Here is a 22,187-nt window from a genome sequence, read left to right on the forward strand (position 1 = left end):
AGAAGTTTCATAAAATGTTCATAATTATCCAGATCACACAGATATTCAATTCCGTTTCAGGCATGTTAGCATGAAAAAAAGCCATAAACTCCTTATTGGAAAGAGTTCATGGCTTTATCCTTATTATCAACCAGTATTTCGTAGCCCTGCAGAGATCCCGCTAATTGTCAGCAAGACTTCCGTTAGCAAGTCTTCATTAGGTTCGTCTTGATTTCGTAATTCTTTTATTAATTCTACTTGTAAAAAGTTAAGCGGATCGACATATGGATTTCTTCTATAGACCGATTCCTTAATATTCGGTGTGTGATCTAGCAATTCTTTATCGCCAGTAATTCTAAGAAGTATTTCTTTTGTTCTTTCATACTCTTCAAGAATATTCGTAAATATCCGTTCTGCAATTTTCTGATCCTCCACAAGCAATAAATATTCTCTAGCTGTTGTTATGTCTGCTTTCATTAATGCCATTTGCAGATTATCAATGGTTGATTGGAAGAACGGCCATTTTTCATACATTTCCTGTAGAAGTGGCAAATTTTGTTTTTCATTTGCTGCATAACCTGATAAACCAGTACCGGCAGCGTACCATGCAGGCAGCAGCTGACGGCTTTGCGTCCAGGCAAATACCCATGGGATTGCCCGTAAATCTTCGAAACGGCCTTGGTTTTTTCTGCTCATCGGCCTTGAACCAATATTTAAATCCCCGAGTTCTCTGAGTGGTGTTGCTTCTGAGAAGTAGGTAAGGAAATCTGGATCGCCAAACACAAGTGATTGATATTTAGTCAACGCTAGGCTTGAGATTTCTTCAATCGCCTCTACCCACAAAGGGTCACGTGTCTGTCTTTGCTCCGCTTCTTTTGATAAATGTGTGGCTGCTAAAAGGAGTGTGGAAGTTGCCTGTTCTAAACTGCGATAGGCAATATCCTCGAGTAAATACCGTGATGATAATACTTCTCCTTGCTCAGTGATTTTTACCCCGTCGCCAATAGTTTCTGTCGGTTGGGAGAGGATACTTTTGTTCAACGGACCGCCGCCACGTCCTAACGAACCACCACGGCCATGGAAGAACTTAAGTCCGATTTTGTACCTATTCGCCATTTCATGGATTTCAATTTGAGCCTTATAAAGTTTCCAGTTAGCTGTCAATGTCCCCCCATCTTTGCTTCCGTCTGAATAACCGAGCATAATTTCCTGCTGGTCGCCCATAATTTGCAAATGATTTCGATAAACAGTCATCTCAAATAGTGTTGCCATAATTTTTGGTCCTGCGGATAAATCGTCAATTGTTTCTAGCAATGGCGCCACATGTAAATGGCTTTCTAAGGTCCCATCTGCATGAAGGCGATAAATTCCGGCCTCTTTCGCAAGAACCAGTACTTCAAGCAAATCACTTGGTGATTTTGTCATGCTCACAAGATAAACGGATATAGCTCGTTTTCCGAATTCCTCATGTGCCTTCTTGATCATTTGAAACACTTTAATCATTTCTTGTGTTTGCTCCGAATAATCTTCATTTAATAATAGTAGTGGGCGAGGATCCATTAGAATATTTTGCAGTATTTTTAGTTTTTCTTCTTCGGTCAGCTTCGCATAATTTTCGGAGATACTAACTTTGCGTAAGATTTCCGTCATAGCTGCCTCATGTTCACCGCTATGATTCCGAATATCGAGTGTGGCTAAATGAAAACCAAACAATTGTACTTGTCGGATCAGCTTTTGAATCGTCTTTAATTCATGTGCAGCTGGATGATGCTTTTTCAAACTTTTTCTAATAATAAATAGGTCTTCTAATAATTCATCGGAAGAATTATAGCCCAAGTTAGTTTTACCCACTTGTTTTACCCGTTCAATAATAATTGCAAATGCCCGGCGGTACACTTCCCCTTGAATTGGCCATTTTTTCTCTTCTGTTAAATAAATATCTTCTCGTTCAATCAAATGAAGAAGCTCTGTACTTACCTCCACTCTTGAAGTGGAATGACTGTATCGTTTCATTAAATCAACCAGAACATTTCTATATTTTTTTAAGACGAGTCTTCTCTGCCTATTTAGTGTCTCCCAAGTAACATCGTGTGTAACATTGGGATTACCATCGCGGTCTCCACCGATCCATGAGCCAAAACGTAAGAAATTCGGAACTTCCCATTGTGTTTGAGTGAAGTTTTTCTCTAAACAATCTGCGACTTCTTGATGGATTTCAGGAAGAACCTCGAAAAGTGTCTGATCAAAATAATACAAACCATTTCGGACTTCATCTAAAACAGTTGGTTTCGTTTGCCTTAATTCATCTGTTTGCCAAAGAATGGAAACCTCATTAAACAAACTTTCTTCAAGTTTTTTTCTCTCTCTGCTTGTTAATAACGGGTGATTAAGACTTTTTAGGATAACAGCGATTCTCTGCTGAATTTCAAGAATGGAGCGCTTAGTTGCCTCTGTTGGATGGGCTGTAATAACAAGTTCAAGTGACAAAGTATTAAGGATATCTTGAATGACATCTTCCTTAATATTGTTTTCTTTAAGCGAAAGGATCGCACTTTCAATTGATGCGGGTTGGACAATATTTTCAGCCTCGAGTTGGTATTGTCTCCGTCTACGAATACGATGATTCTGCTCAGCGGCATTAATCAAATGAAAATACATGGAGAACGCCCGAATAACTTGTTTCCTCATCGGTGCACTAAGACTAGTAATTTCTTCCTTCAAGGCATCATAGATAGCTTGGTCGAAATGTTCTCTTAATGTCTTACACATTAATCGAATTGTTTCCACTTTATCAAGTAAATCGGAACCACCATGATTGAGCAGAATCTCACCTAGCATTTTGCCAAGTAATTTTACATCCTGTCGCAACGGAAGACTGCTGTCAGTTAATTTCAATTCTGTAGTCATACGGCCACCTTCCTTTAATCGAAAAATTCACTAAATTTTTATTTATTAATATAACATAATTTTTTACTTCATGTTAAAAATTAAATGGTCTTTTTTTAAAATAAAGTTTTTCTAATCAAAAAAACCTGCAGAAAAGCAGGCTTTTTCAAGTTATTTAAAAAATTAAAGTGATTTATTTTAGGATTTTTCAAGTTGGTTTTCCTGGTTCGGAGCCGTATTTTGGACTAACTTTATCAATCCTAGCTTAAGTTTAACTTAAGTTTATTTTTACTTGCGATGAAATTCTTCTAATTTTGAAGAAATAACTGATGCTACCTCTTCATCCGATTTTTGAAGTGCTTTTTTGAAAAGAGAATTCGCTAATGTACCCATTGGCCCTGTTGCATTAATTTCAAGAAAGCCTGTCACACGTGTTTTATTTTTATTTAATGCTTTTGCTTCAAAGTAACCTTCACCCAAATACTTTTCATTTGACCGTTTTAATTCAAAACTTACTCGGGCAGGTTCATTCCATTCTTTAATATCAATTAATAAACTTACCTTCTTTTTCATAACACCGAGATCACTCTTAAATTCCCAACAGATTTGACTGTCATTTATTTTTTCATGTTGAATATAACCAGGTACAAGTGGTGCCCAATTGTTTTCGTCTCGGATAAAGTCCCAAATTACTTCAATCGGGATATCTAATTCTAGATGTTGTAAATCGCTTAGCATTTGTATCCCTCTTTCGTATTCAATGTAAAAGACCTTCGAGTGGCAGAAGGTCCTTTCAAAAATATATGTAGATTAACCATTGATTATTACCGGGCAATACCTTAGAATCTTATGATAGATTAAAATATTCAGAAAATACATAAGAAGTGGGGGTACCTAAGGTTGAAAATCTTTCAATATTTCTTATTTTTTGGGGGTTTAACCTTTTTCGGATTAGGAAATGCGATTGCCGTAAAAGTAAAATATGTAGGGTTACACCCATGGGAAGTACTAAATGTAGCTCTATATGAACATTTTGGTTTAACTATTGGTACTTGGGGAGTGATTTGCGGGTTAATACTGATTCTCATCTCTTTTTTTGTGGCACGAAGTTATATAAGCATTGGTACCGTCCTAAACGCCCTTTGTATTGGACCAATCATGGACTTTTTCCTCTGGTTAGATATTCTTCCAAAAGCAACGGGAACTTGGGTGGACTACCTCATTCTTTTCAGTGGGATCATCATTACAGGGGTCGGTGGTGGAATGTATGTAGCGGCAGGAATTGGTGCTGGGCCACGTGATGGTTTTATGCTATCCATTTCTGATAAAACAAAGCTGTCAGTAAGCCAAGCACGTATCATTGTCGAAAGCATGGTATTAATTATCGGTTTATTATTAGGTGGTCCTGTATTTATTGCAACTTTCGTATATACATTCATTCAAAGTCCGATTTTCCAGCATTCTCTTAAGCTATTTAAAACATTAGTGGAAACTGTCAAAAGGAAAAAAGGCAAAACTCAAGAAAGTATTGTAATCTAAATAAACCGAAGATGCCGGTGGCATCTTCGGTTTAAAACTTTAGTCTGTTATTTTTTGCGAATTGCGATAAAAATTGATGCTAAAGAAAGTAACGCAGCTATTCCTGATAAAATCAGGGATAAAGAATTGGATGTTTCTGTTGTCTTCTTAGTTGCTTCTGTTTTTGCTTTTTCAGTTACTTGCTTCTGAGTCTTATCACTATGTTCTGTATTTTGAGTGGCATGGTGATCCGTGGTTGTTGACGTTACAATATCTGTAATCGAATGAGGTGCATCTGATCCTTCGTCACCTGTCCACTCGACAACGCTGCCATCTTTGTAGTATTGAAACGCATCCCACGCAGCTTTTGAAGCTTTTTCAGGGTTTTTCCCTACAAACAAAAATTGTTGAAATTGACCAGCTTGAATTCCTTCCCCTGTCGCCTTAAATGTGAAGGTTTTAACTTTTCCACTAGCATCCTTTTCAGAAGAATAAGTCCATCCGGGAACAGGCTGATAGGACATAATCTCTACTCCTTGAGGAGCCTTGATGGTCACTTTCGTTGTAGCCACTTCTTTTTCAACTGGCACTTTTAGAGTATAGGTTTCCCAAGCACCTGTTGTAGAAGTTTTTGGCATTACGGTAACATGGGCACTTGCCAAACTTGAAAAGAAAAATAAACTTACTACTGCTGGAATAAATAATTTTGAAATCCTAATCATCATTTTCTTCAATTGAATTCTCCTCAATTTTTTTATTGACTTCCCACTAAAACTTTAAAATCCGTGTCGATACTCTCTAACGACTTTGTTAGCACATGGACATGTACGTTCCATCGGCCTGCCATGCTAAAATGCAAACCCTTTACTTCATAGTTGCCTTCAGCAATTTTTGTTAAATTAACGGTTTCTTTTCCCATGTCCATTTCAAGCATGGTAAAGGTTAAGTGCATTTGTTCAATATCTTTGATTGGCTTCCCTTCTCGGTCTTTTAAGGTAACCTCGAATAAATTCACTCCGATTATATTAGGCGTTGCTTTCAATGAAACTTGCATATCTTGATTTACTTTTTTTGTTTCCTTGAAAGGTCCCGGTGACTGCATTGCCGTTGGCAAATTGGTTAAAACAACTGAAAGGACTAGAATGATCAATCCAATTAAAAGCTCTCCCTTTAGTGTTGCCCTTAGTCCTTCAGCTGTTCCCCTTTTTCCTTTAATAAAATTCACAGCTGCAAGTATCAACATTAACAAAAATAGGCTTACTTTGCACAATAAAACCTGTCCATAGTTCGTTTGGAAAAGTGCTGAAAAGTTTGGAATATATAAAAAGCTGCCATACAATCCTGTTAACGTTAGAATAAGAACCAGCAAGATTCCCCATTTGGAGAAATTTTTGACCATTTTTAGATACTCCTGCTTTAATTCCGGCTTCTTACGGAATGATAGCAATCCGACAAAACCAATTAAACTTCCTATCCAAATCGATGCGGCAAGTAAATGGAGAAAATCCATTGTTATCGCTAATACCTGATTGGTTTGTCCAGCTGCATGACTTGTCACTGCTTTTGTCAATACCATAGCTGTCCCTAAACAAAAGCACGCCCACAAAATGATTCGTTTTGTGCTCTCGGCCAATCCTATAAAAGAGGTGAGTAGGGTTAGCGTTAAAAGGATTGCGATCTGTATAAGCCACGATTGACCGTAATTTGTGTTCATTAGCATATTTTCGAAGGTTGAGAAAGTAAACACTTCACTCCAAGGATAACCCGATTCAATCGTCGCCTGTAATGGCAGGCCTAGCAGAATTATAATGAATAAAAGTTTCAAACCTGCGCTAATCAGTTTACGGAACCGCTTATCAACTAAACCTGTTTCCCTTAGTTCCTTAGGCAAAATAACCATATAAAAAAAGATGAGCCCGACGTAACACGCAGTGCTTAAATATTGCAGCCAACGAATAATAATTAAATCTGCTTTGGGTGTGTAGCCTTTCGTTTTATTTTCTATCGCAGTAGAGTCTTGTCCTTTTTCACCAATTTGAAAAGGAATAACTCCTTCAACGGGATGGCCGTCGCTTGAAACCACCTTCCACTTTATTCGATAAGAGCCATTGGGGAGATTCTTTTTTAAATCACTCTTTAAGATAAAAGGTTGCTTCGCATCAATCCGCCCATTTTTTTTATCGACTCGATTTCCTTCTGAATCAAAAACCTTTATAGAGTTAAAGGAAGGCTGGATCGATTCATCAAATTTAATCGTTACTTTGGTTGGCACTTTTTCTACCGTCTCATTTTCAAAAGGTGTAGATTTTTTAATATAAGCATGTGCAGATGAAATGGACGGAAATAAAAATAAAAGCAGGGATAGGATAACAAGCAATGAACTGGCTTTTTCTCTAATATGCAATCCATCACTCCCCTTACATTCGAATTGATATAGTAATTCATAAATACATCATATGTAATATAATTTTCACTATCGATACTATGATAATGATAAATAAGAATATTAACAATATCTTTATAAGAACAACTTGTGAAAAATTGTTGAACTTTCATATTTATAAGGCAGATTTGTCACACAATATTAGCTTTACCGCTAATATTTTTTTAACACTAAATATATAAATTAAATCTTCATAATATGTACATAGAATCTCCCCTATTTCTGCAAATTTTTGATTTATTGTTAAGAAAAGAAAGGAGTTGTAGAATAATGAAAAGATTTATTGTTGGAATTCTAAGTGCTGCTTTAATTCTTGGAGCAGGCACGGCTGTATTTGCAGCTGGAAATAGCAATTCGGGTGAACGTGTAAGTTTTGAAAAAATGTTACCGTTTATGCAAAAAATGCATCCAGATTCTTCAAAGGCTGAATTAAAAGACATGTACAAAGCTTGTCATGGAAATGAAGGGATGATGGGTGATACAAAAGGGATAGGAAATAATAGTGAAAATATGATGAATAGTTTTTAAAGCCTTAAAATAAATTCATCTCTACTATTCTAGAGGTTTGGTATTATTACCAGACCTTTTTTGCAATCTATCTAATCCCATAATAAAAAACCTGGATAGAATAAATAATTCTATCCAGGTAATATAAAATCAATGTAACTCCTTGGTTCATGATCATACCCTATGCATCATTGGTAAGGAGAATAAATAAATATTAGTGATGGCTAGTACAGTCATAAGTACGTAATATGGAAGCATTGCTTTTATAGAGGTCATTTTGCTTCTGCCCATCCTATACATAACGTAACAAGTACCGACCAATCCGATTAAAATCACGATATACTGAATCCTTTGTACGGTTGGAGTAGATGCAAGACTTAAACTTGCTGGATTTGAGTCGACTCCAAATAACCGAATCGAATTAAACCATACTGCCTTTCCTTCAGTGAAGATATGAAACAGGTTATGAGCCAGATGTCCAGCAAGATCTAAAGGAATAATAGCATAGCCAAAACGTGTAAAGTTCTTTTTAATTGAACCTTCCATTCCAAGAAATGATGCTAGTTTTGCAGTTCCTAACAATAATAGGATCGGTAATGCCATGGCAATGATAAAGGCAATAGTGAAGTTAACAACATAGTTTGAGGTACCGGTAATAGAACTGATTGTATTTAAGATATCCTGCCAAGGTTCTAGCATCGTAATATTTTGTACAAACACGATTCCCATAATAACAGCGGCAAGGGAAGCATGCTCAAGCTTCGGATTTTTTAAGCCCCATAATTCTTTCGTAGGAATTCTTGTTGTAATTTTAACTGAATTATTTGGACAGTTTTTCACACAGTTTCCGCAAATATTACATTCTGCACTTGACTCCATTGTTCTAGGGAATTGGAACATTGGACATCCTTCTACACCCTCTGTTCCTTTGTAACAGGACTGCACTCTACACGATTTACATATATCAGGTGTTGCCTGCACTTTTAATGCTCCGGAGCGTGAATAGTTTCCGGCAAGACCGCCAAGGAAACATAGCGTCTTACAAAACGTCCTTCTCTCGTAAAAAACAGAGGTTGCTACCACCATTGTGACGAGTAAAAGTAATAGGTAACCAGAACCTCGTGGTGACTCGACAATTCCCCACACATGGTCACTATAAGTAATCATAATAAAGAATAAATCAATCAGCCAAATTCCATATTTTTTTAAAAACTTAGGCATTGGTCGCTTGCTGCCAACAAATTTACGAACAATATCACTTAATTTACCGAACGGGCAGATGGCACACCAGAAGCGGCCGGTTACTAAAAATAGGACTGGAATAACTGGCCACCACAATACCCACGTCATTGTTGTACCAAAGTTTTTGCTTGGATCTACGGTACCCATAACTAATTCATAGACAATAATCGAAAATACAAAAATTACAATCCATTGAAAGATTCCCGGATACCATTTGCTTTTAACAAATTTATTCACGATCGGTATCGATAGGAGATCAAAAGGTTCTTTTTCTGGTAAGTTTTTCTCAGGCATGGCCATTGTTTACATCCCCCTTCCGTCTAAACCATTTATTCCAAACACCTATTAAAATAAATAATAGATTTACTGCTCCATAGGTTCCTAACACCTTATAGTTTGGCGGTGTTTCAACAACTGCCGCATGGTGATCATGAACTTCACTGCTGCTTCCACCCTCCATATCCATTCCTTCCATGTCGGTTCCGCTTTCATGATTCATACCTTCCATATCGGTTCCGCTTTCATGGTCCATAGTAGCATCTTCACCACCGGATTCATCATGATCCTTTTTGAGATTCTCTGTTGCTTGTTTTACATTTGGGGTATGAGAATGTCCCTCATCTGCTAAAGCCCTTACATCGAAAGAGAAAATAAATGCTATTGCAAAAATAAATAAACATAGTTTTTTCATTTTTCCACCTCCAGAAAGTTAATTATGCATCTAATGTTCATATGTTTAATTTACTGGTGAAATTTGCAGTTTGTATGCATTTTTGAAGGAGATAATATGCACAATTGATTTTCTAGTCATTTGTTCATATATTTGTAAAAACTCGAGCTTAATCATACTTACAAAACAAAAAAACAACGATACATCGTTCGTTGTTTTTTTTGTTATATATCATTTTTATAAAGACCAATAAGTTAATGTATCAAAAATTCCTAATAGTAACATCAGAACTCCTGCAATCCTTTGAATCAACATCCCAAACTTTCTCCCTTTTTTCATAATCACACCACTAGCACCGAGGTACCAAATGATAAAAATGAAAATCAATAGTGGAATAGCCGTTCCAATGGCAAATATAGGAGGCAGTATAAACCCATAGGCACTAGACAATACGACTGGCATTAAGGTGACAAAGAAAAGTATAAACATAGTAGGACAGAATGCTAGTGAAAAACTAAATCCTAACATAAAAGAACCTAGAGCATTATCACTCTTGTACTCTTTTGAACCCTTTAATAGATTTATTGTTCCTTTTAATTTGATAAAACCCAACATAAACAACCCAACAATAACTAATAAAGGTCCCATAATCTTCCGTAGCCACGGAAAATATAACGTAAGATTTTGTTCAAATCCCCTTCCGAGCAGCCAAACCAAAATACCCAATAAAGAAAATGCTACTACCTTCCCTAAAGTGAAAAAGAAAACATCCTTCCAAGCAATTTTCTTTTGAATAGAACGGTTACCATAAAGTGTTACAGCACTTATATTACCTGTGAGCTGACATGGTGCAAGAGCTCCTATAAGTCCCAGAATAAACGCAAAAACTATTGGCCATGATTCTAAGCTATATGCAAAATTGGTAAACGGTTTACTCACAAAGGAGCTAAATTGACTCAATATACTGTACATTTAATCACCTTAAATCATTATTTGATAGGCAAAAGCTTAACATAAAGTGATGCAGAAATTATGAAGAACAACCTAAAAATCGTCAATATTCTGCTGAATCAATTCTCACAAAAGGATCTAAATTTATTTATACAATTTTGTTTAAGCCCAAACCTCTTCAAGAACTTCTCGGAATAAATCATCCAAAAGTGGGGTCATATCCTTTTTGGACACTTTAAGCGTTTTGGTGTATTCCTCAAGCCGGTTGATTTCTTTTTCTAAAAATTCATTAATTACCGTTAACTTTGGTTCAAGGTCTAACTCATCCCCACTAATTTTCCGCTCTAACAATGTATGGATTTCCTCTTTTAGTTGCCCCTCTTCAAGAAGTTCCTCCACCAATGTTTGAAATTCAATCGGCGGTACCGAATTATACCTTTCAATCCAAATACACGCTAAAACTGGTCGCAGGACATAGAAGTACTTTTTAATCTTCACATGATCACCACGAAGATAATCACGAAAATTACCTTTTGCCATATTTAAATAATGATAGAGTGCTGATTGCGGTAAAAACACTTGATTTTGGATGGCCTTCAATTTATCTACTAATGAATAAGCTTGATAATAAACAATGCCCGAATGGAGCCACTCCATTAGCGGCGGATTGGATTTGCGAAATAGCTTAAGTGCTTTGCGCAATTCCCAGCCATTAATGTCCAGAAGGTCATTTATCGGAAGTTCAATGACATCACGCTTTTGATCAATACTTAAATACCAGTCCTTTTTGTGGACATAAATAAACCGAACATCGTAATCACTGTCCTTGGATGGAAAGCCCCATGCTCTGCTACCGGACTCGACTGCAAGACAGATTTTCACATCGTCATGTTCCTCGATTTTTTTAATTTCTGTTAGGATTTTTTCTTTCATACGTTATTCACTCCCCTAAACCATGCCTTGACCAAAGACTTTTACAATAATTGCGATAGTCATGATGGAGCTGTTGAACAATTGGCCCCTTTTTGCCTGGCAACCTCAGCCCCTCAAAAGAAGTAATTGGCACGATTTCTTGTATGGAATTGGTGACAAACAATTCATCTGCCTGTAGGGCGTTCTCCACGGTATAAAACCCCTCTGCCACACTCAAATTATTTTTCTTCCCTAATTCAATGACAAACTGACGTGTAATTCCATTTAATATACCGGTCTGTACTGCCGGGGTAAATAAGACATTTCCTTTTAACCAAAAGATATTTGAGACAATCCCCTCAGCCAGATATCCATCCTTGGTTAAGAAAACTCCTTCCACATCAGCGGCATTTCCGATTTCTCTTTTTGCCAGAATATTATTCATAAAATGATGGGACTTTATTCGTTCCTTACCCTCTGGGCTGTTTCGTCTTAGCTTCAATAAAACAGCCCTTTTTTCCGCTAATTCCCCAGCAGGAGGTAACGGCTTAGGAAAAATAAGGATGTTCGGTTCCATGTAAGGTTCCACCTGCAAACCAATGTCACCAATTCCAGCAGAAACATTTAAGCGGATATAGGCATTGGTTAAATTGTTTATTTCTAGTAACTCCTGCAAGTTTGAATACAGTTCGTCTCTATCAAAGCGGAAGTTAATATTAAGCAACTCTAGCCCCTGCTTAAGACGCTCTAGATGATCATCTAATAAAAAGGGATGCCTTACATATACTCGGAACGTTTCAAATAATCCCATTCCATATAAAAAACCATGATCAAAAGGTGATATTTTTGCCTCTTCTTTTTTTACAAATTGACCGTTTAAGTAGATATACATTTTTAATTCCCCTGATGAATTGGTGCTGGTTTATAGTGATAGACAAAATTCTGCAAAAGCTCTTTCCCTGAAGTAGTCATAATCGACTCCGGGTGAAATTGAACTCCTTCAATTGGTAATTCCTTATGACGAATCGCCATAATTTCCCCTTCTTTTGTCCAGGCAGAGATCTCAAAGCAATCTGGCAGCGTCTCTGTTTTGACAATCAATGAGTGATATCGTGTTGCTGGAAAAGGATTCGGTAAACCTTGAAAGATCGTCTTTCCATCATGATACATATCAGATGTTTTACCATGCATAAGCCGTTCTGCTTGGACTACCTCACCTTGAAATGCTTGGGCAATCGCCTGATGACCAAGGCATACACCAAATATAGGTATTTTTCCTTTAAATGCTTTAATTGCCTCAAGGCTGATTCCCGCTTCATTTGGACTGCAAGGGCCTGGAGACACCATTAAGAATTCAGGCTGCAGTTTCGAGATCTCCTCAATTGACGTTTGATTATTCCGTTTTACCACCAATTCTTCTCCTAGTTCACCAAGGTATTGAACTAGGTTAAAGGTAAAGGAATCATAATTATCTATCATAAAAATCATCGCTGCTTACTCCTCTGCCATTTCTTTTGCCTTCCATAATGCGGCTGCTTTTTTCATTGATTCTTTATATTCATGCTTTGGGTTAGAATCAATGACAATTCCAGCCCCTGCTTGAACATGTGCCATTCCATCTTTAACTAGCATCGTTCGGATAATAATATTTAATTCTAGATCACCGCTGAAATCAATCCAGCCAAGTGAACCCGTATAAATTCCGCGTTGGACAGGTTCAAGTTCTTCTATTATTTCCATTGTCCGGACTTTAGGGGCACCTGTGATCGTTCCACCTGGGAAAGCAGCATTAATAATATCAAAGTTTGATTTATCATCAGCCAATTCCCCTCTTACATTAGAAACGATATGCATCACATGGGAGTATTTTTCAATGACCATAAATTCATTGACCTCAACGGTCCCATACTTACATACCCTGCCAAGGTCATTGCGCTCTAAATCCACCAGCATTACATGTTCCGCTCGTTCCTTTTCATTTTCAATTAATTCATTCGCAAGCATCGTATCTTCTTGGTCGTCCTTACCTCTAGAACGAGTTCCAGCGATTGGACGTGTACTTACTTCCTGTCCGTTCTTTTTAACTAGAAGTTCTGGTGATGCACTTACGAGTTGAAATTCTGGTGTATGGAGATAGGACATGTATGGTGATGGATTCAAGGACCTTAAGTGTTCATATACTTGAAGCGCCTTTACTTCAATTGGTTTTGATTGGCGAACAGCAAGGTTCACCTGGAACACATCACCTTGAGAAATATATTGTTGAACTTTTATTACTGCTTGTTTAAATTCCGCTTCCGTTAACGATACCTCTAAATGGTCAGAAGTTATTTCTGTTGTCTTTGGCTGTTTATTTTCGACTGGTTCTTGAAGCCAGCATTGTTCCCAATAAGATAACCGCTGATCAATACCGTGTTCATTTTCAGCCAAAATCATTATCCATAATTGTTCTTGTTCATGGTCATAAATGAACCATTCTTTCACAATGAAGAAGTAAATTTCGGGCATGCCCAAATCATCTTTTGCTATTTTAGGAAGTTCTTCTATGTTTCTTGCATAATCATAGCTTATGTAACCAATCGCACCACCGAGGAAACTAGGTAGACCTTCTATTTTATCTACATGATGCTGGCTGAGCCAGTCGGTTAGTATGTGAAGTGGATTACCCACTAACCGTTCCGTCGTGTTTTCAGATTCAATTTCAAGCTGATTGTTTTTCCCTTTAATAATCGTTTCGGGTTGAAAGGCAGCAATACTATAACGCCCCCCACGCCCACTCTCCAATAACACAAAATGTGTACTATTCTCGCTAAGCGAGCGGAACTGACTAAAGAACCTTGAATAAGTATAAGGAATTTTTTTACTGTACAAATGAAGTTGACGCAAACAATCCACCCCTTACCGTTTCTCTTTTTCCATCATACTTGAAATGGGTGTCAGGCACCACTGGAGATTGACGCCAGACACGGTGGAGTGAATTATTTTTTCGGTCATTAAATGAAGGATTTATTGGACTTGCTGTGGAAATTGGTAAATAAATCATTTGAATTTTCTGGAGGCTTTCTTATGAAAAAGGATTCAATTTTAGTTGTTGAAGACGAAGAAAAGATTGCACGGTTACTTGAACTTGAACTTGAATACGAAGGTTATCATGTTACGAAAGTAATGGACGGATTGGAAGCTTTTGCAGCCTATAAGAACGGAGACTGGGATTTAATTTTGCTGGATGTTATGCTTCCCGGCATAAGTGGGATTGAACTTCTTCGCCGTATTCGGCTAACTAACAAGACTACACCGGTTCTTTTACTGACTGCTAAGGATTCTGTAGAGGATAAAGTTTCCGGTCTGGATTATGGAGCAAATGATTATATAACAAAGCCATTTCAAATTGAAGAGGTACTGGCCCGAATCCGTGCTGCTTTACGGGTTAAAGTTGTCGAACAAACAGAAGAAGGTGGCAATTATTTGACATTCGCAGACTTAAAAATTAATCCAAAAACAAGAGAAGTTTTTAGAGGTGAAGAATCAATTGATTTAACCCCTAGGGAATTCGATTTGTTGGTCTATTTAATGACGAATAAACGCCAGGTACTAAATAGAGATCAAATTTTAGAAGCTGTCTGGGGTTATGACTTTATTGGAGACACAAATGTAGTTGATGTCTATATCCGTTATGTCAGAAAAAAAATGGAGCAGCCAAATAAACCTGCATTAATTCATACTGTCCGTGGTGTCGGATATGTCTTGAAGGAAGCAAAATGAAACTGAGCAATAAAATAAATTTGTACACTTCTGTATTATTTACCACGCTCTTAATCATCATGAATATTTCTGTTTATTTCACCTTTAGCAAATTAATTCTCGATAGTGAGCTAAACACCGCCGCAAAGGAGATGGAAAAAACCGCCAATGATATTGGGAAATCACTAGGTTCCATTTCTGAGGGTGAACTTTTACGTTCTTACGTACCCCTTAATGGGATGATTCAATTTGTCACCACTGAGAACAAGCCCATATCGACAGTTACAAGTCCTACCGAAAAAAATTTAATTGAAAGAAAAGTGAAGTTTTCTAAAGGAGAAGTGAGTACCTTTATTGTTTTTCAAAAAAGGGATTATACCTATGAGTCTATGCCGATTATATTATTAGATGGGAGTGTGGCAAATCTTCAAATTACAAAAAGTATTAAATCGGCAGCCGATAACTTAGAAATTTTGCGACTGGTTCTGGTTTTGGTGACACTACTTGCGATAATTCCCATGGTTATTTCTAGCCGGATTCTTAGTAAACTGATAACTAACCCAGTTACTTCGCTGATTAAGACAATGAAGGAAATTAGACACAGCGGCCATTTTAAGCGTTTAACTCTTGAAGGAAAATCCAAAGATGAACTGAATCAAATGAGCGAAACTTTTAACCATATGATTGAATTGCTTGAAACTAATTACGAAAAACAAAAGCAGTTTGTTTCTAATGCATCACATGAATTGAAAACCCCACTAACAATTATTGAGAGCTATGCAAGTCTTTTAAAGCGGCGTGGTATAGCAGAACCAGAGCTTTTTTACGAATCGATTGAAGCTATCCATTCAGAAGCAATCCGCATGAAAGAAATGACCGAGCAATTGTTACTGTTGGCCAAACATCACGAGCAGTGGAATATCCAAAGAGCTGCCATAGATCTTGGTGATTTCCTACTTCAAACCATTAAGGCCTTCCAAAGTGCTTATAAAAGAGAAATCCAATATCAACCGGGAAACAGTCTCGTGACAACTGTTGTTACCGATGAAAAAAAACTAAAGCAACTGTTGTACATCCTGCTAGATAATGCCCGGAAATATAGTGATGAAGCTATAACAGTCAGTTCTGGCCTGGAGCGCGGTGAGGCTTTTATTAAGGTAACCGACAAAGGAATCGGCATCAATAATGATGAAATGCCTAAGGTCTTTGATCGATTTTATCGTGTTGATCAGGCGAGAACCAGGAAAAAAGGCGGTTCGGGGCTTGGCTTATCATTGGCAAAGGAAATTGCCGATGCGATTGGTATCCGGATTCAACTTGAAAGTGAGGTGGGAGTTGGAACCACGGCAACTCTTTTTTTTAAAGCAGATAAAAATTAATCCATTTCTCAGCATTTTCTAATCTTGATATTAGAAAATAAATGTACTAATCGTGGTGGGATGTGAAAAAATGAACAACAAAACAGGGATCTGGATTCTGTTAACCTCTCTATTAATTGTTGTCCTTCTCTTTATAAGTTGGCAGAAATCCGGAAATACCAATGTATCTGCTGAAATTTTAACCAAAGAGGAAGCACAAAAACTGGTCCAAGACCGCTATCAGGGAATAGTTACACAAATAAAGCGAACCGACGAGCAATATGAAATTGAATTTGAAAAAGAAGCTAATTTATATCATATCAGTCTTGATGCATTAAGTGGAAAAGTCTTAGTGTTTTCAAAAAAAGGAACAAAGTCACAATCTCCTGTTCCTTCGACAACTACGACCCGCAATGATGCTTCTAAAAAACTTACTGAGGAAGAAGCTAAAGAAATTGCAAAAAAACAAGTGGATGGCGCAGTCGATCATGTTTGGCTAGAGACAAAAGGGGAACAAACCTATTATCTTGTACAAATTAAAACCAAAGATGACCGAGAAGCCATTGTTCAAATACATGCGATTACAGGCAATGTTATGTCTGTAACATGGGATGATCATAGCAGCGGTGATGATCATAAAAAGGATGACTCTAAAAATCGGAGCAAGGATGATAAAAAAGAAGATGATGACTAATTTATCACAGAGGTGAAAGTAATGCACTACCAATAATTCTCACTAATTTCTAATGTTTCTCCCCTATTTGCTCTAATCTTCAGTGGATATTCTGTAAGTGTAGGAACAAATACAAAGGAGGAATTATTAATGAAAAACAAACTTATTGTTGGTGCATTATCAGGGTTACTTATATTGGGTGGAGCAGTGGCCGTGGGAGCTTCAAAAAATGATACACGGGTAGAGGACTCGGTTCATAAGGAGGACAAAAACAGCAACACTAGGGATGATGCTAAGGCTGTTGATGGTGCACATCAAAACAGACACAGCGGTGATGATGATAACAAAATCGATGACGGTGCACATCAAAACAGACACAGCGGCCATGACGATAACAAGGCCGATGACGGCACTCATCAAAACAGACACAGCGGCGATGACGATAACAAAGCCGATGACGGTGCTCATCAAGACAAACACACCGGTGATGACGATACAAAAGCAGAAAACGATAAATAGACAATGAAAAACTTGGGGAACATACCTCGGAATCTTTTGTAAATAATGAAGGAGCCCATCCAATTGGATAGAGCTCCTTTTTTCACTTTCAATTTCTGTGTAAAAAATTAAGATTTTAAAATTTTCCGTGCCTCCAATAACCGTTGGATTCCTGTTGTAATTTCAACACCAATAAAAATGATTGTCCAAAATACGAGATGGGATTGAAAAAGTACCAATAAGGAAAATAGAATAAAACCTTCTGTTCGTTCGGCTAAACCAGGCTGATAATAAAATGATTTATAGCTCTCTTTTTCTGACAATGCCCCCACAGTTAGGAAAATCGTCATCGTAAAAATAATCGAAATAGCTAACAAGAGAAACAGCATTAGTACATTTGGTTCAGGGTGTCGAAGTGCTAAGGCAACTAGGATCCCTGCTTCAACTACACGGTCAAATGTGACATCAAGGACTGTTCCCCAGGAAGATGAAGTTTTGCTCTGCCTTGCCATACTCCCATCCACTGCATCAAGGAAACCGGATAACCAAAGCACTGCAACCCCCACAATCGGCTGTCCTAAATAGATTAGAACGCTCGAGATGATTCCAATAATAAATGCGATATATGTTACATGATTGGCACTTAAGCCAACTTTTAATAGGTTGTGAGCAGTTTTTGAAATAATAGGTTGAACGGCTGCACGTCCATGAGTATCAAGCATAATCATCCTCCCCCTTCCAAATTATTCAGTATACCAATGAATTTTCTCAAATGGCACGATAATGCTAATCTTTTCGTCTAGTTTCGGAATTTTATTCCATCCCAACGTATTAACATCAAGCAAATTGTTTTCCGATGTTACTTGGATTGAATAGCCCTCCCTGTTAGGTCTTACTTTTGTGACGATACCTGATATGATGCACGATGAAACTTCTTTATTTATATCACGCAACTGGCAGTCTCTATCTATTACTTGGAGATGATTGGAGTCAATCCATCCTCTATTTTGTGTTGTCGGCAGGTTTAATTCACTCTGAAACCATTTATTCCATTGTTTTCGGGAGATTCGATTCGGCAGCGATAAGAACTGTGCGATTTTTTCAGTTGCAGGGTTTTGAAAAAGTGCAGCAGGTGCAGCTATTTGTTGAATTGCCCCTTCAAACATAATCCCGATACGGTCAGCAACCGAAAGTGCTTCATCTAGATAATGTGTTACCCATAATATTGAAAAACCGAGTCTTCTCTGCAGTTTAGATAACCACTCAATTAAATCTTGTCTAAGTGATGTATCCAAGGATGCAAACGGCTCATCCAACAAAAGCAGGTCAGGCTTTAAAATCAGCGCACGCCCTAAGGCAACACGCTGTTGCTGGCCTCCTGATAACTGATGAGGATAACGACTTTCCAAACTTTCCAACTGCAGATTTTTCAAGAAATCAAGTGCTTGGTTTCTTCTTTCCTTTGCTGGAATACCTTTGACTCTTAACCCAAACGCAATATTTTCCAATACAGTAAGATGAGGAAAAAGCCTGGGTTCTTGAAAGACAATTCCCGTAGTTCCATGTTTTTCTTCCCATCTTAGTTTCCCTGAGGTAAATGGGATAAGTCCTGCGATCCCCTTTAAAAGGGTCGTTTTACCACTTCCGGAAGGACCCATTAACACAAAAATTTCCCCTGAATTAATTTGCAAATCTATCGAATTAATAATTATAGATTGGTTTATTTGTATCTTTATTCGCTCTAACTGCACTCTTCCTCACCCCCTTTTCATGAATTGTTTTCTTGAATTTATCCGCAGTAGAAGATAATAAACCAATAACAGAAACAAGATGGGGATAAAAAACAAAAGACTATAGGCTGCAACAATCGATGAATTACCGCTGTTGGCAAACGGAAAAATGACCAAGGGAATGGTCTGCAAGGTACCCCCGCTCATAATCCATGTCGGTAAATACTGACTAAAGGAAATGACAATGACTAAAAAACTCCCTAATAAGACCGAAGGAATAAGCAATGGGGCTTCAATCCAGATAAAGATTTTCCATTCACTTGCCCCAAGACTGAGAGCAGCTTCTTGAAGCTTGTTTCCAATTAAACGGAATTGAAACCAGATTGTCGCAATAAAATATGGCAGTGTTACTAAAAGATGGGCAAAGGCCACGCTTACATACTCATTTAAAAAATCAAACTGAATCGCTAAATCATGCATGCCAATGATAGAAACGGTATAGGGAATGAACAAGGGGGCGAGGAGAATCGCAAAGATTACTCTCTTCCCTTTAAATTCATTCTGTGCTAAGCCTCTCGAAGCAGGAATTCCTATTAGTAGGTTTCCGATGAGTGTTAAAAAAGCCACGATCCAACTGTTTAATAGACCTTCTCCTGCCCTGCCTGAAACGGAAAACAGGTAATTCCATGAATCCAAACTCCATTTTTCAGGTAGAAGTAAAGGCCAAGGCCACTGCTTCGTAAAACTCCAAATTACAAGTGGAATAAAGGGAAGAAAGAGAAAAAGAGTTAACATCATTATGAAAAGACCTTTTGCTACCAAACTAGATTTTAGACTTTTCACCATACTCTCCTCCCCTGATTGTACCATCGCAATTGTAAAAATATTAATATACTGCCAACCAAGAAAGAAATGCCAGCTAGTACCATATTCATTGCAATTGCAATCGGTTGGCGTTCCAAGCCAAATTGAGAATACTCCTGAAACGCTTCTACGGGAATGGAGCCGAACGATGTACTAGCTAACAGTGCGGGAATTTCATATGCGCCTAACGTGAAGGCAAAGACTACCCACATCCCTCCAACCCACATCGGTAAAAGGATCGGCACGATGACCCAGCGGACGGTCTGTGAAAATGATCCTCCTAATGCGATTGATTGCTCTCTCCAGTCAGAGAACAGTTTCAAAATAAATGGACTTATTAATAAAATAATAAACGGAACTTCCTTCCACATATAAGCTAATATTACGCCAACACCCCACTCATCGTGGACCAGAACGGGAAATGCTTCGATTGAATCAATCCAGCCTATTTGATAGGCAAATCTAGAATACCAACCGCTTTGCATTAATACTTGCATGAAGAGGTATGCGGATAATAAATGTGGAATACCGACCGGCGCTTGAAAAATAATATTTAGCCACTTCCAATGACGTGAACGTTCAACAAGGAATAATGACGCAATTAACCCGGTTACACCGGATAAAACTGATACAGCAGCCGCAATCCCAACCGTGACACCAATTGATTGAAGAAATGTGACATTAATCAATTCTTTATATGCCCAAAATTTTTCCTCTTGCAAAACCAATGAGAAAGTTTCCTTACTTTCAAAACTTAACGAAAGTGAATGCAATGTTCCACCTAGAAAAAAGATTAGCATAAACAAAAGGGCCGGTAGAATTCCCAACAGCCCCTTATATTTATTTAATTGATTGCTAATTTTAGTCGTTCGCCACATTTTTCATCCAACCTCGTTCCAGCCATTGGACATATTCAGCACCAATCTCCGGTATCCGATGACTAGACAATTCCTGCTGGGTTAGGGTAGCAGGCCCTCTATCAATTGCAGCCATTGTTTTTTTATCTTTTTCAGACAAGCGATCCACTGAAAGAGACATATTTTCTCCCCAATACTCCAGTTCCATTTTCTTCAGTTGAGCAGAAGGTGAAAGCAGGGTATTAATGAGGATTAATGCGCCATTTGGATTAGGTGCATTATAAGGAATAGCAAGAAAATGGGTATTCGACAGCGTTCCTTGATCAAAGACAAAGGTTTTAGTTGAAGCAGGAAATTCACCACTCTTGATTAAGTTAGAGGCATTGGCTTCATCGTATCCCATCGTCATCCAAACTTCACCATTCTTATATAATTGCTCTAATTGAGAAATGGATTGAGGATAAGATTTACCTTCCCTCCACAAAAATGGTTCTAACTCGTTCAATGCATTCCAAACTTGGTCCGCATCCGCTTTAATCAATGCTTCATTGTACCCATTTAAATACGCATTATAATCATTACTTTCTTCATGGAGAACATGGCGAATAAATGCACTTCCCGTAAAATCCGGTGGAGCAGGATACGTAAATTTACCTGGATTTTTCTTTACCCATTCTTTTAATTCAGCAATCGATTTTGGAGGGTTTGAGATTTTGTTAGCATCATAGGCAAAGACAAACTGTACCTTTCCCCATGGAGCTTCATAGCCTTCTGTGGGAAACCCAAAGTCGTAATTAATATCATTGCTTTTGGTATCAACAAATTGGTTAAAGTTAGGAAGCTTCGAAGTAAATGGTCCAAGGAGTAATTCTTGTTGCTTGGCAATTTTAAAATTCTCTCCATTCACCCATAAAACATCCATTTCTCCTGATTTTTTATTAGCATGCTTTTCAGTCATTAATTTATTGATAAATTCTGTTGCATCCATTGGATAACGTTTTACTTCAATCCCATATTGCTCTTTTACAAGCGGTGCGACCCATTCGTCTATGTAGCGGTTGATACCTTCATCCCCGCCCCACATAAAGAAGTTAACTTTCGACCCTTTTGCCTCCGCAGTAATTTCTTTCCAGTCACTTTTTAAACTAGTTTCTCCTGGTTGTTTGCTATTATTCTTTGCATCAGAACTACACCCTGATAATATCAATAGAAATAGTAAAACTACAATCGTGAATTTCTTCATAAACATCCCTTTCTAGATTTTACAGCTTGATTTGCATTTAAAATATCGTTCCCACATTCCTACGAAAAAGTATAATGCAATGACAAAACCATTGGTAGGAAGAAATGATGACATT

22 protein-coding genes are annotated in these 22,187 nt (G+C 37.7%); 6 read left to right on the forward strand and 16 right to left on the reverse strand.

The window, feature by feature from the left end; genetic code table 11:
• Window positions 1–126 precede the first annotated feature (126 nt).
• Window positions 127–2,886: a phosphoenolpyruvate carboxylase gene (gene ppc / locus BDR01S_RS04135; RefSeq protein WP_066252321.1), complete on the reverse strand. Its 2,760-nt coding sequence runs from the start codon at window positions 2,884–2,886 to the stop codon at window positions 127–129.
• A 267-nt stretch (window positions 2,887–3,153) separates the two neighbouring features.
• Window positions 3,154–3,603 carry an SRPBCC family protein gene (locus BDR01S_RS04140; protein ID WP_066252319.1) on the reverse strand — a complete coding sequence of 150 codons (450 nt, stop codon included), beginning with the start codon at window positions 3,601–3,603 and terminating at the stop codon, window positions 3,154–3,156.
• Window positions 3,604–3,765: 162 nt separating this feature from the next.
• On the opposite strand from BDR01S_RS04140, the gene BDR01S_RS04145 reads away from it, so the two are divergent.
• Window positions 3,766–4,404 carry a YczE/YyaS/YitT family protein gene (locus tag BDR01S_RS04145; protein ID WP_157406103.1) on the forward strand — a complete coding sequence of 213 codons (639 nt, stop codon included), beginning with the start codon at window positions 3,766–3,768 and terminating at the stop codon, window positions 4,402–4,404.
• Window positions 4,405–4,451: 47 nt separating this feature from the next.
• Here the strand turns inward: BDR01S_RS04145 and BDR01S_RS04150 are convergent, their stop codons facing one another.
• Window positions 4,452–5,108, reverse strand: coding sequence for a YcnI family copper-binding membrane protein (locus tag BDR01S_RS04150; RefSeq protein WP_082797304.1), 657 nt, complete (start codon window positions 5,106–5,108; stop codon window positions 4,452–4,454).
• Between the two features lie 29 nt (window positions 5,109–5,137).
• Window positions 5,138–6,787, reverse strand: a complete 1,650-nt coding sequence (locus BDR01S_RS04155) for a copper resistance CopC/CopD family protein (RefSeq protein ID WP_066252314.1) — start codon at window positions 6,785–6,787, stop codon at window positions 5,138–5,140.
• A gap of 309 nt (window positions 6,788–7,096) precedes the next feature.
• On the opposite strand from BDR01S_RS04155, the gene BDR01S_RS04160 reads away from it, so the two are divergent.
• Window positions 7,097–7,354 (forward strand): hypothetical protein, encoded by a 258-nt coding sequence (locus BDR01S_RS04160; RefSeq protein ID WP_066252311.1) that lies wholly within the window; start codon window positions 7,097–7,099, stop codon window positions 7,352–7,354.
• Between the two features lie 153 nt (window positions 7,355–7,507).
• Here BDR01S_RS04160 and BDR01S_RS04165 read toward each other — a convergent pair whose 3' ends face one another.
• From BDR01S_RS04165 to pabB, 7 genes are all read right to left on the reverse strand, one after another.
• On the reverse strand, window positions 7,508–8,875 hold the full coding sequence (locus BDR01S_RS04165; protein ID WP_066252310.1) for a 4Fe-4S binding protein: 1,368 nt from the start codon (window positions 8,873–8,875) through the stop codon (window positions 7,508–7,510).
• Entirely contained in the window at window positions 8,862–9,266 is a 405-nt protein-coding gene (locus BDR01S_RS04170; protein WP_066252308.1) for a hypothetical protein, read from the reverse strand. The genes BDR01S_RS04165 and BDR01S_RS04170 overlap by 14 nt, the downstream gene beginning before the upstream one ends.
• A gap of 216 nt (window positions 9,267–9,482) precedes the next feature.
• On the reverse strand, window positions 9,483–10,217 hold the full coding sequence (locus BDR01S_RS04175) for an urease accessory protein UreH domain-containing protein (RefSeq protein ID WP_066252306.1): 735 nt from the start codon (window positions 10,215–10,217) through the stop codon (window positions 9,483–9,485).
• Window positions 10,218–10,358: 141 nt separating this feature from the next.
• Window positions 10,359–11,129: a nucleotidyltransferase domain-containing protein gene (locus BDR01S_RS04180; protein WP_066252304.1), complete on the reverse strand. Its 771-nt coding sequence runs from the start codon at window positions 11,127–11,129 to the stop codon at window positions 10,359–10,361.
• Between the two features lie 7 nt (window positions 11,130–11,136).
• Window positions 11,137–12,000 (reverse strand): aminodeoxychorismate lyase, encoded by an 864-nt coding sequence (gene pabC / locus BDR01S_RS04185; RefSeq protein WP_066252302.1) that lies wholly within the window; start codon window positions 11,998–12,000, stop codon window positions 11,137–11,139.
• A 2-nt stretch (window positions 12,001–12,002) separates the two neighbouring features.
• Window positions 12,003–12,596 carry an aminodeoxychorismate/anthranilate synthase component II gene (gene pabA / locus BDR01S_RS04190; protein ID WP_066252301.1) on the reverse strand — a complete coding sequence of 198 codons (594 nt, stop codon included), beginning with the start codon at window positions 12,594–12,596 and terminating at the stop codon, window positions 12,003–12,005.
• Window positions 12,597–12,602: 6 nt separating this feature from the next.
• Entirely contained in the window at window positions 12,603–13,994 is a 1,392-nt protein-coding gene (pabB, locus tag BDR01S_RS04195; protein ID WP_066252299.1) for an aminodeoxychorismate synthase, component I, read from the reverse strand.
• A 180-nt stretch (window positions 13,995–14,174) separates the two neighbouring features.
• Between pabB and BDR01S_RS04200 the strand changes: the two genes are divergently transcribed.
• The 4 genes from BDR01S_RS04200 to BDR01S_RS04215 all read left to right on the forward strand — a co-directional run bounded on the left by BDR01S_RS04200 (window position 14,175) and on the right by BDR01S_RS04215 (window position 17,399).
• The gene (locus BDR01S_RS04200; protein ID WP_066252297.1) at window positions 14,175–14,870 is read left to right on the forward strand and encodes a response regulator transcription factor; all 696 of its coding nucleotides are present in this window, start codon (window positions 14,175–14,177) and stop codon (window positions 14,868–14,870) included.
• The gene (locus BDR01S_RS04205; RefSeq protein ID WP_066252295.1) at window positions 14,867–16,228 is read left to right on the forward strand and encodes a sensor histidine kinase; all 1,362 of its coding nucleotides are present in this window, start codon (window positions 14,867–14,869) and stop codon (window positions 16,226–16,228) included. The genes BDR01S_RS04200 and BDR01S_RS04205 overlap by 4 nt, the downstream gene beginning before the upstream one ends.
• 70 nt (window positions 16,229–16,298) lie before the next feature.
• Window positions 16,299–16,901 carry a PepSY domain-containing protein gene (locus BDR01S_RS04210; protein WP_066252292.1) on the forward strand — a complete coding sequence of 201 codons (603 nt, stop codon included), beginning with the start codon at window positions 16,299–16,301 and terminating at the stop codon, window positions 16,899–16,901.
• A 129-nt stretch (window positions 16,902–17,030) separates the two neighbouring features.
• Window positions 17,031–17,399: a hypothetical protein gene (locus BDR01S_RS04215; protein WP_066252290.1), complete on the forward strand. Its 369-nt coding sequence runs from the start codon at window positions 17,031–17,033 to the stop codon at window positions 17,397–17,399.
• Between the two features lie 107 nt (window positions 17,400–17,506).
• On the opposite strand, the gene BDR01S_RS04220 is transcribed toward BDR01S_RS04215, so the two are convergent.
• Genes BDR01S_RS04220 through BDR01S_RS04240 form a run of 5 tightly spaced genes read right to left on the reverse strand, consistent with a single transcriptional unit; the run spans window position 17,507 to window position 22,072 of the window.
• Window positions 17,507–18,100, reverse strand: a complete 594-nt coding sequence (locus tag BDR01S_RS04220; protein ID WP_066252289.1) for a CDP-alcohol phosphatidyltransferase family protein — start codon at window positions 18,098–18,100, stop codon at window positions 17,507–17,509.
• 21 nt (window positions 18,101–18,121) lie between these two features.
• Window positions 18,122–19,129: an ABC transporter ATP-binding protein gene (locus BDR01S_RS04225; RefSeq protein ID WP_066252287.1), complete on the reverse strand. Its 1,008-nt coding sequence runs from the start codon at window positions 19,127–19,129 to the stop codon at window positions 18,122–18,124.
• A 6-nt stretch (window positions 19,130–19,135) separates the two neighbouring features.
• Window positions 19,136–19,951: an ABC transporter permease gene (locus tag BDR01S_RS04230; RefSeq protein WP_235846490.1), complete on the reverse strand. Its 816-nt coding sequence runs from the start codon at window positions 19,949–19,951 to the stop codon at window positions 19,136–19,138.
• Window positions 19,948–20,850 (reverse strand): ABC transporter permease, encoded by a 903-nt coding sequence (locus BDR01S_RS04235; protein WP_066252284.1) that lies wholly within the window; start codon window positions 20,848–20,850, stop codon window positions 19,948–19,950. Before BDR01S_RS04235 ends, BDR01S_RS04230 begins: the two co-directional genes overlap by 4 nt.
• On the reverse strand, window positions 20,834–22,072 hold the full coding sequence (locus BDR01S_RS04240) for an ABC transporter substrate-binding protein (RefSeq protein WP_066252283.1): 1,239 nt from the start codon (window positions 22,070–22,072) through the stop codon (window positions 20,834–20,836). The genes BDR01S_RS04235 and BDR01S_RS04240 overlap by 17 nt, the downstream gene beginning before the upstream one ends.
• Window positions 22,073–22,187: the final 115 nt, after the last annotated feature.

The sequence above is a fragment of the Neobacillus drentensis NBRC 102427 genome (assembly GCF_001591445.1).
Classification (GTDB): Bacteria; Bacillota; Bacilli; order Bacillales; family Cytobacillaceae; genus Neobacillus; species Neobacillus drentensis.

Bases quoted from the DNA above. Each gene is read 5' to 3' on its own strand.
- ppc (WP_066252321.1), bottom strand. From the start codon at position 2,886: ATGACTACAGAATTGAAATTAACTGACAGCAGTCTTCCGTTGCGACAG.
- BDR01S_RS04140 (WP_066252319.1), bottom strand. From the start codon at position 3,603: ATGCTAAGCGATTTACAACATCTAGAATTAGATATCCCGATTGAAGTA.
- BDR01S_RS04150 (WP_082797304.1), bottom strand. From the start codon at position 5,108: ATGATGATTAGGATTTCAAAATTATTTATTCCAGCAGTAGTAAGTTTA.
- BDR01S_RS04160 (WP_066252311.1), top strand. From the start codon at position 7,097: ATGAAAAGATTTATTGTTGGAATTCTAAGTGCTGCTTTAATTCTTGGA.
- BDR01S_RS04165 (WP_066252310.1), bottom strand. From the start codon at position 8,875: ATGGCCATGCCTGAGAAAAACTTACCAGAAAAAGAACCTTTTGATCTC.
- BDR01S_RS04170 (WP_066252308.1), bottom strand. From the start codon at position 9,266: ATGAAAAAACTATGTTTATTTATTTTTGCAATAGCATTTATTTTCTCT.
- BDR01S_RS04175 (WP_066252306.1), bottom strand. From the start codon at position 10,217: ATGTACAGTATATTGAGTCAATTTAGCTCCTTTGTGAGTAAACCGTTT.
- BDR01S_RS04180 (WP_066252304.1), bottom strand. From the start codon at position 11,129: ATGAAAGAAAAAATCCTAACAGAAATTAAAAAAATCGAGGAACATGAC.
- pabC (WP_066252302.1), bottom strand. From the start codon at position 12,000: ATGTATATCTACTTAAACGGTCAATTTGTAAAAAAAGAAGAGGCAAAA.
- pabA (WP_066252301.1), bottom strand. From the start codon at position 12,596: ATGATTTTTATGATAGATAATTATGATTCCTTTACCTTTAACCTAGTT.
- BDR01S_RS04200 (WP_066252297.1), top strand. From the start codon at position 14,175: ATGAAAAAGGATTCAATTTTAGTTGTTGAAGACGAAGAAAAGATTGCA.
- BDR01S_RS04205 (WP_066252295.1), top strand. From the start codon at position 14,867: ATGAAACTGAGCAATAAAATAAATTTGTACACTTCTGTATTATTTACC.
- BDR01S_RS04210 (WP_066252292.1), top strand. From the start codon at position 16,299: ATGAACAACAAAACAGGGATCTGGATTCTGTTAACCTCTCTATTAATT.
- BDR01S_RS04215 (WP_066252290.1), top strand. From the start codon at position 17,031: ATGAAAAACAAACTTATTGTTGGTGCATTATCAGGGTTACTTATATTG.
- BDR01S_RS04220 (WP_066252289.1), bottom strand. From the start codon at position 18,100: ATGCTTGATACTCATGGACGTGCAGCCGTTCAACCTATTATTTCAAAA.
- BDR01S_RS04235 (WP_066252284.1), bottom strand. From the start codon at position 20,850: ATGTGGCGAACGACTAAAATTAGCAATCAATTAAATAAATATAAGGGG.
- BDR01S_RS04240 (WP_066252283.1), bottom strand. From the start codon at position 22,072: ATGAAGAAATTCACGATTGTAGTTTTACTATTTCTATTGATATTATCA.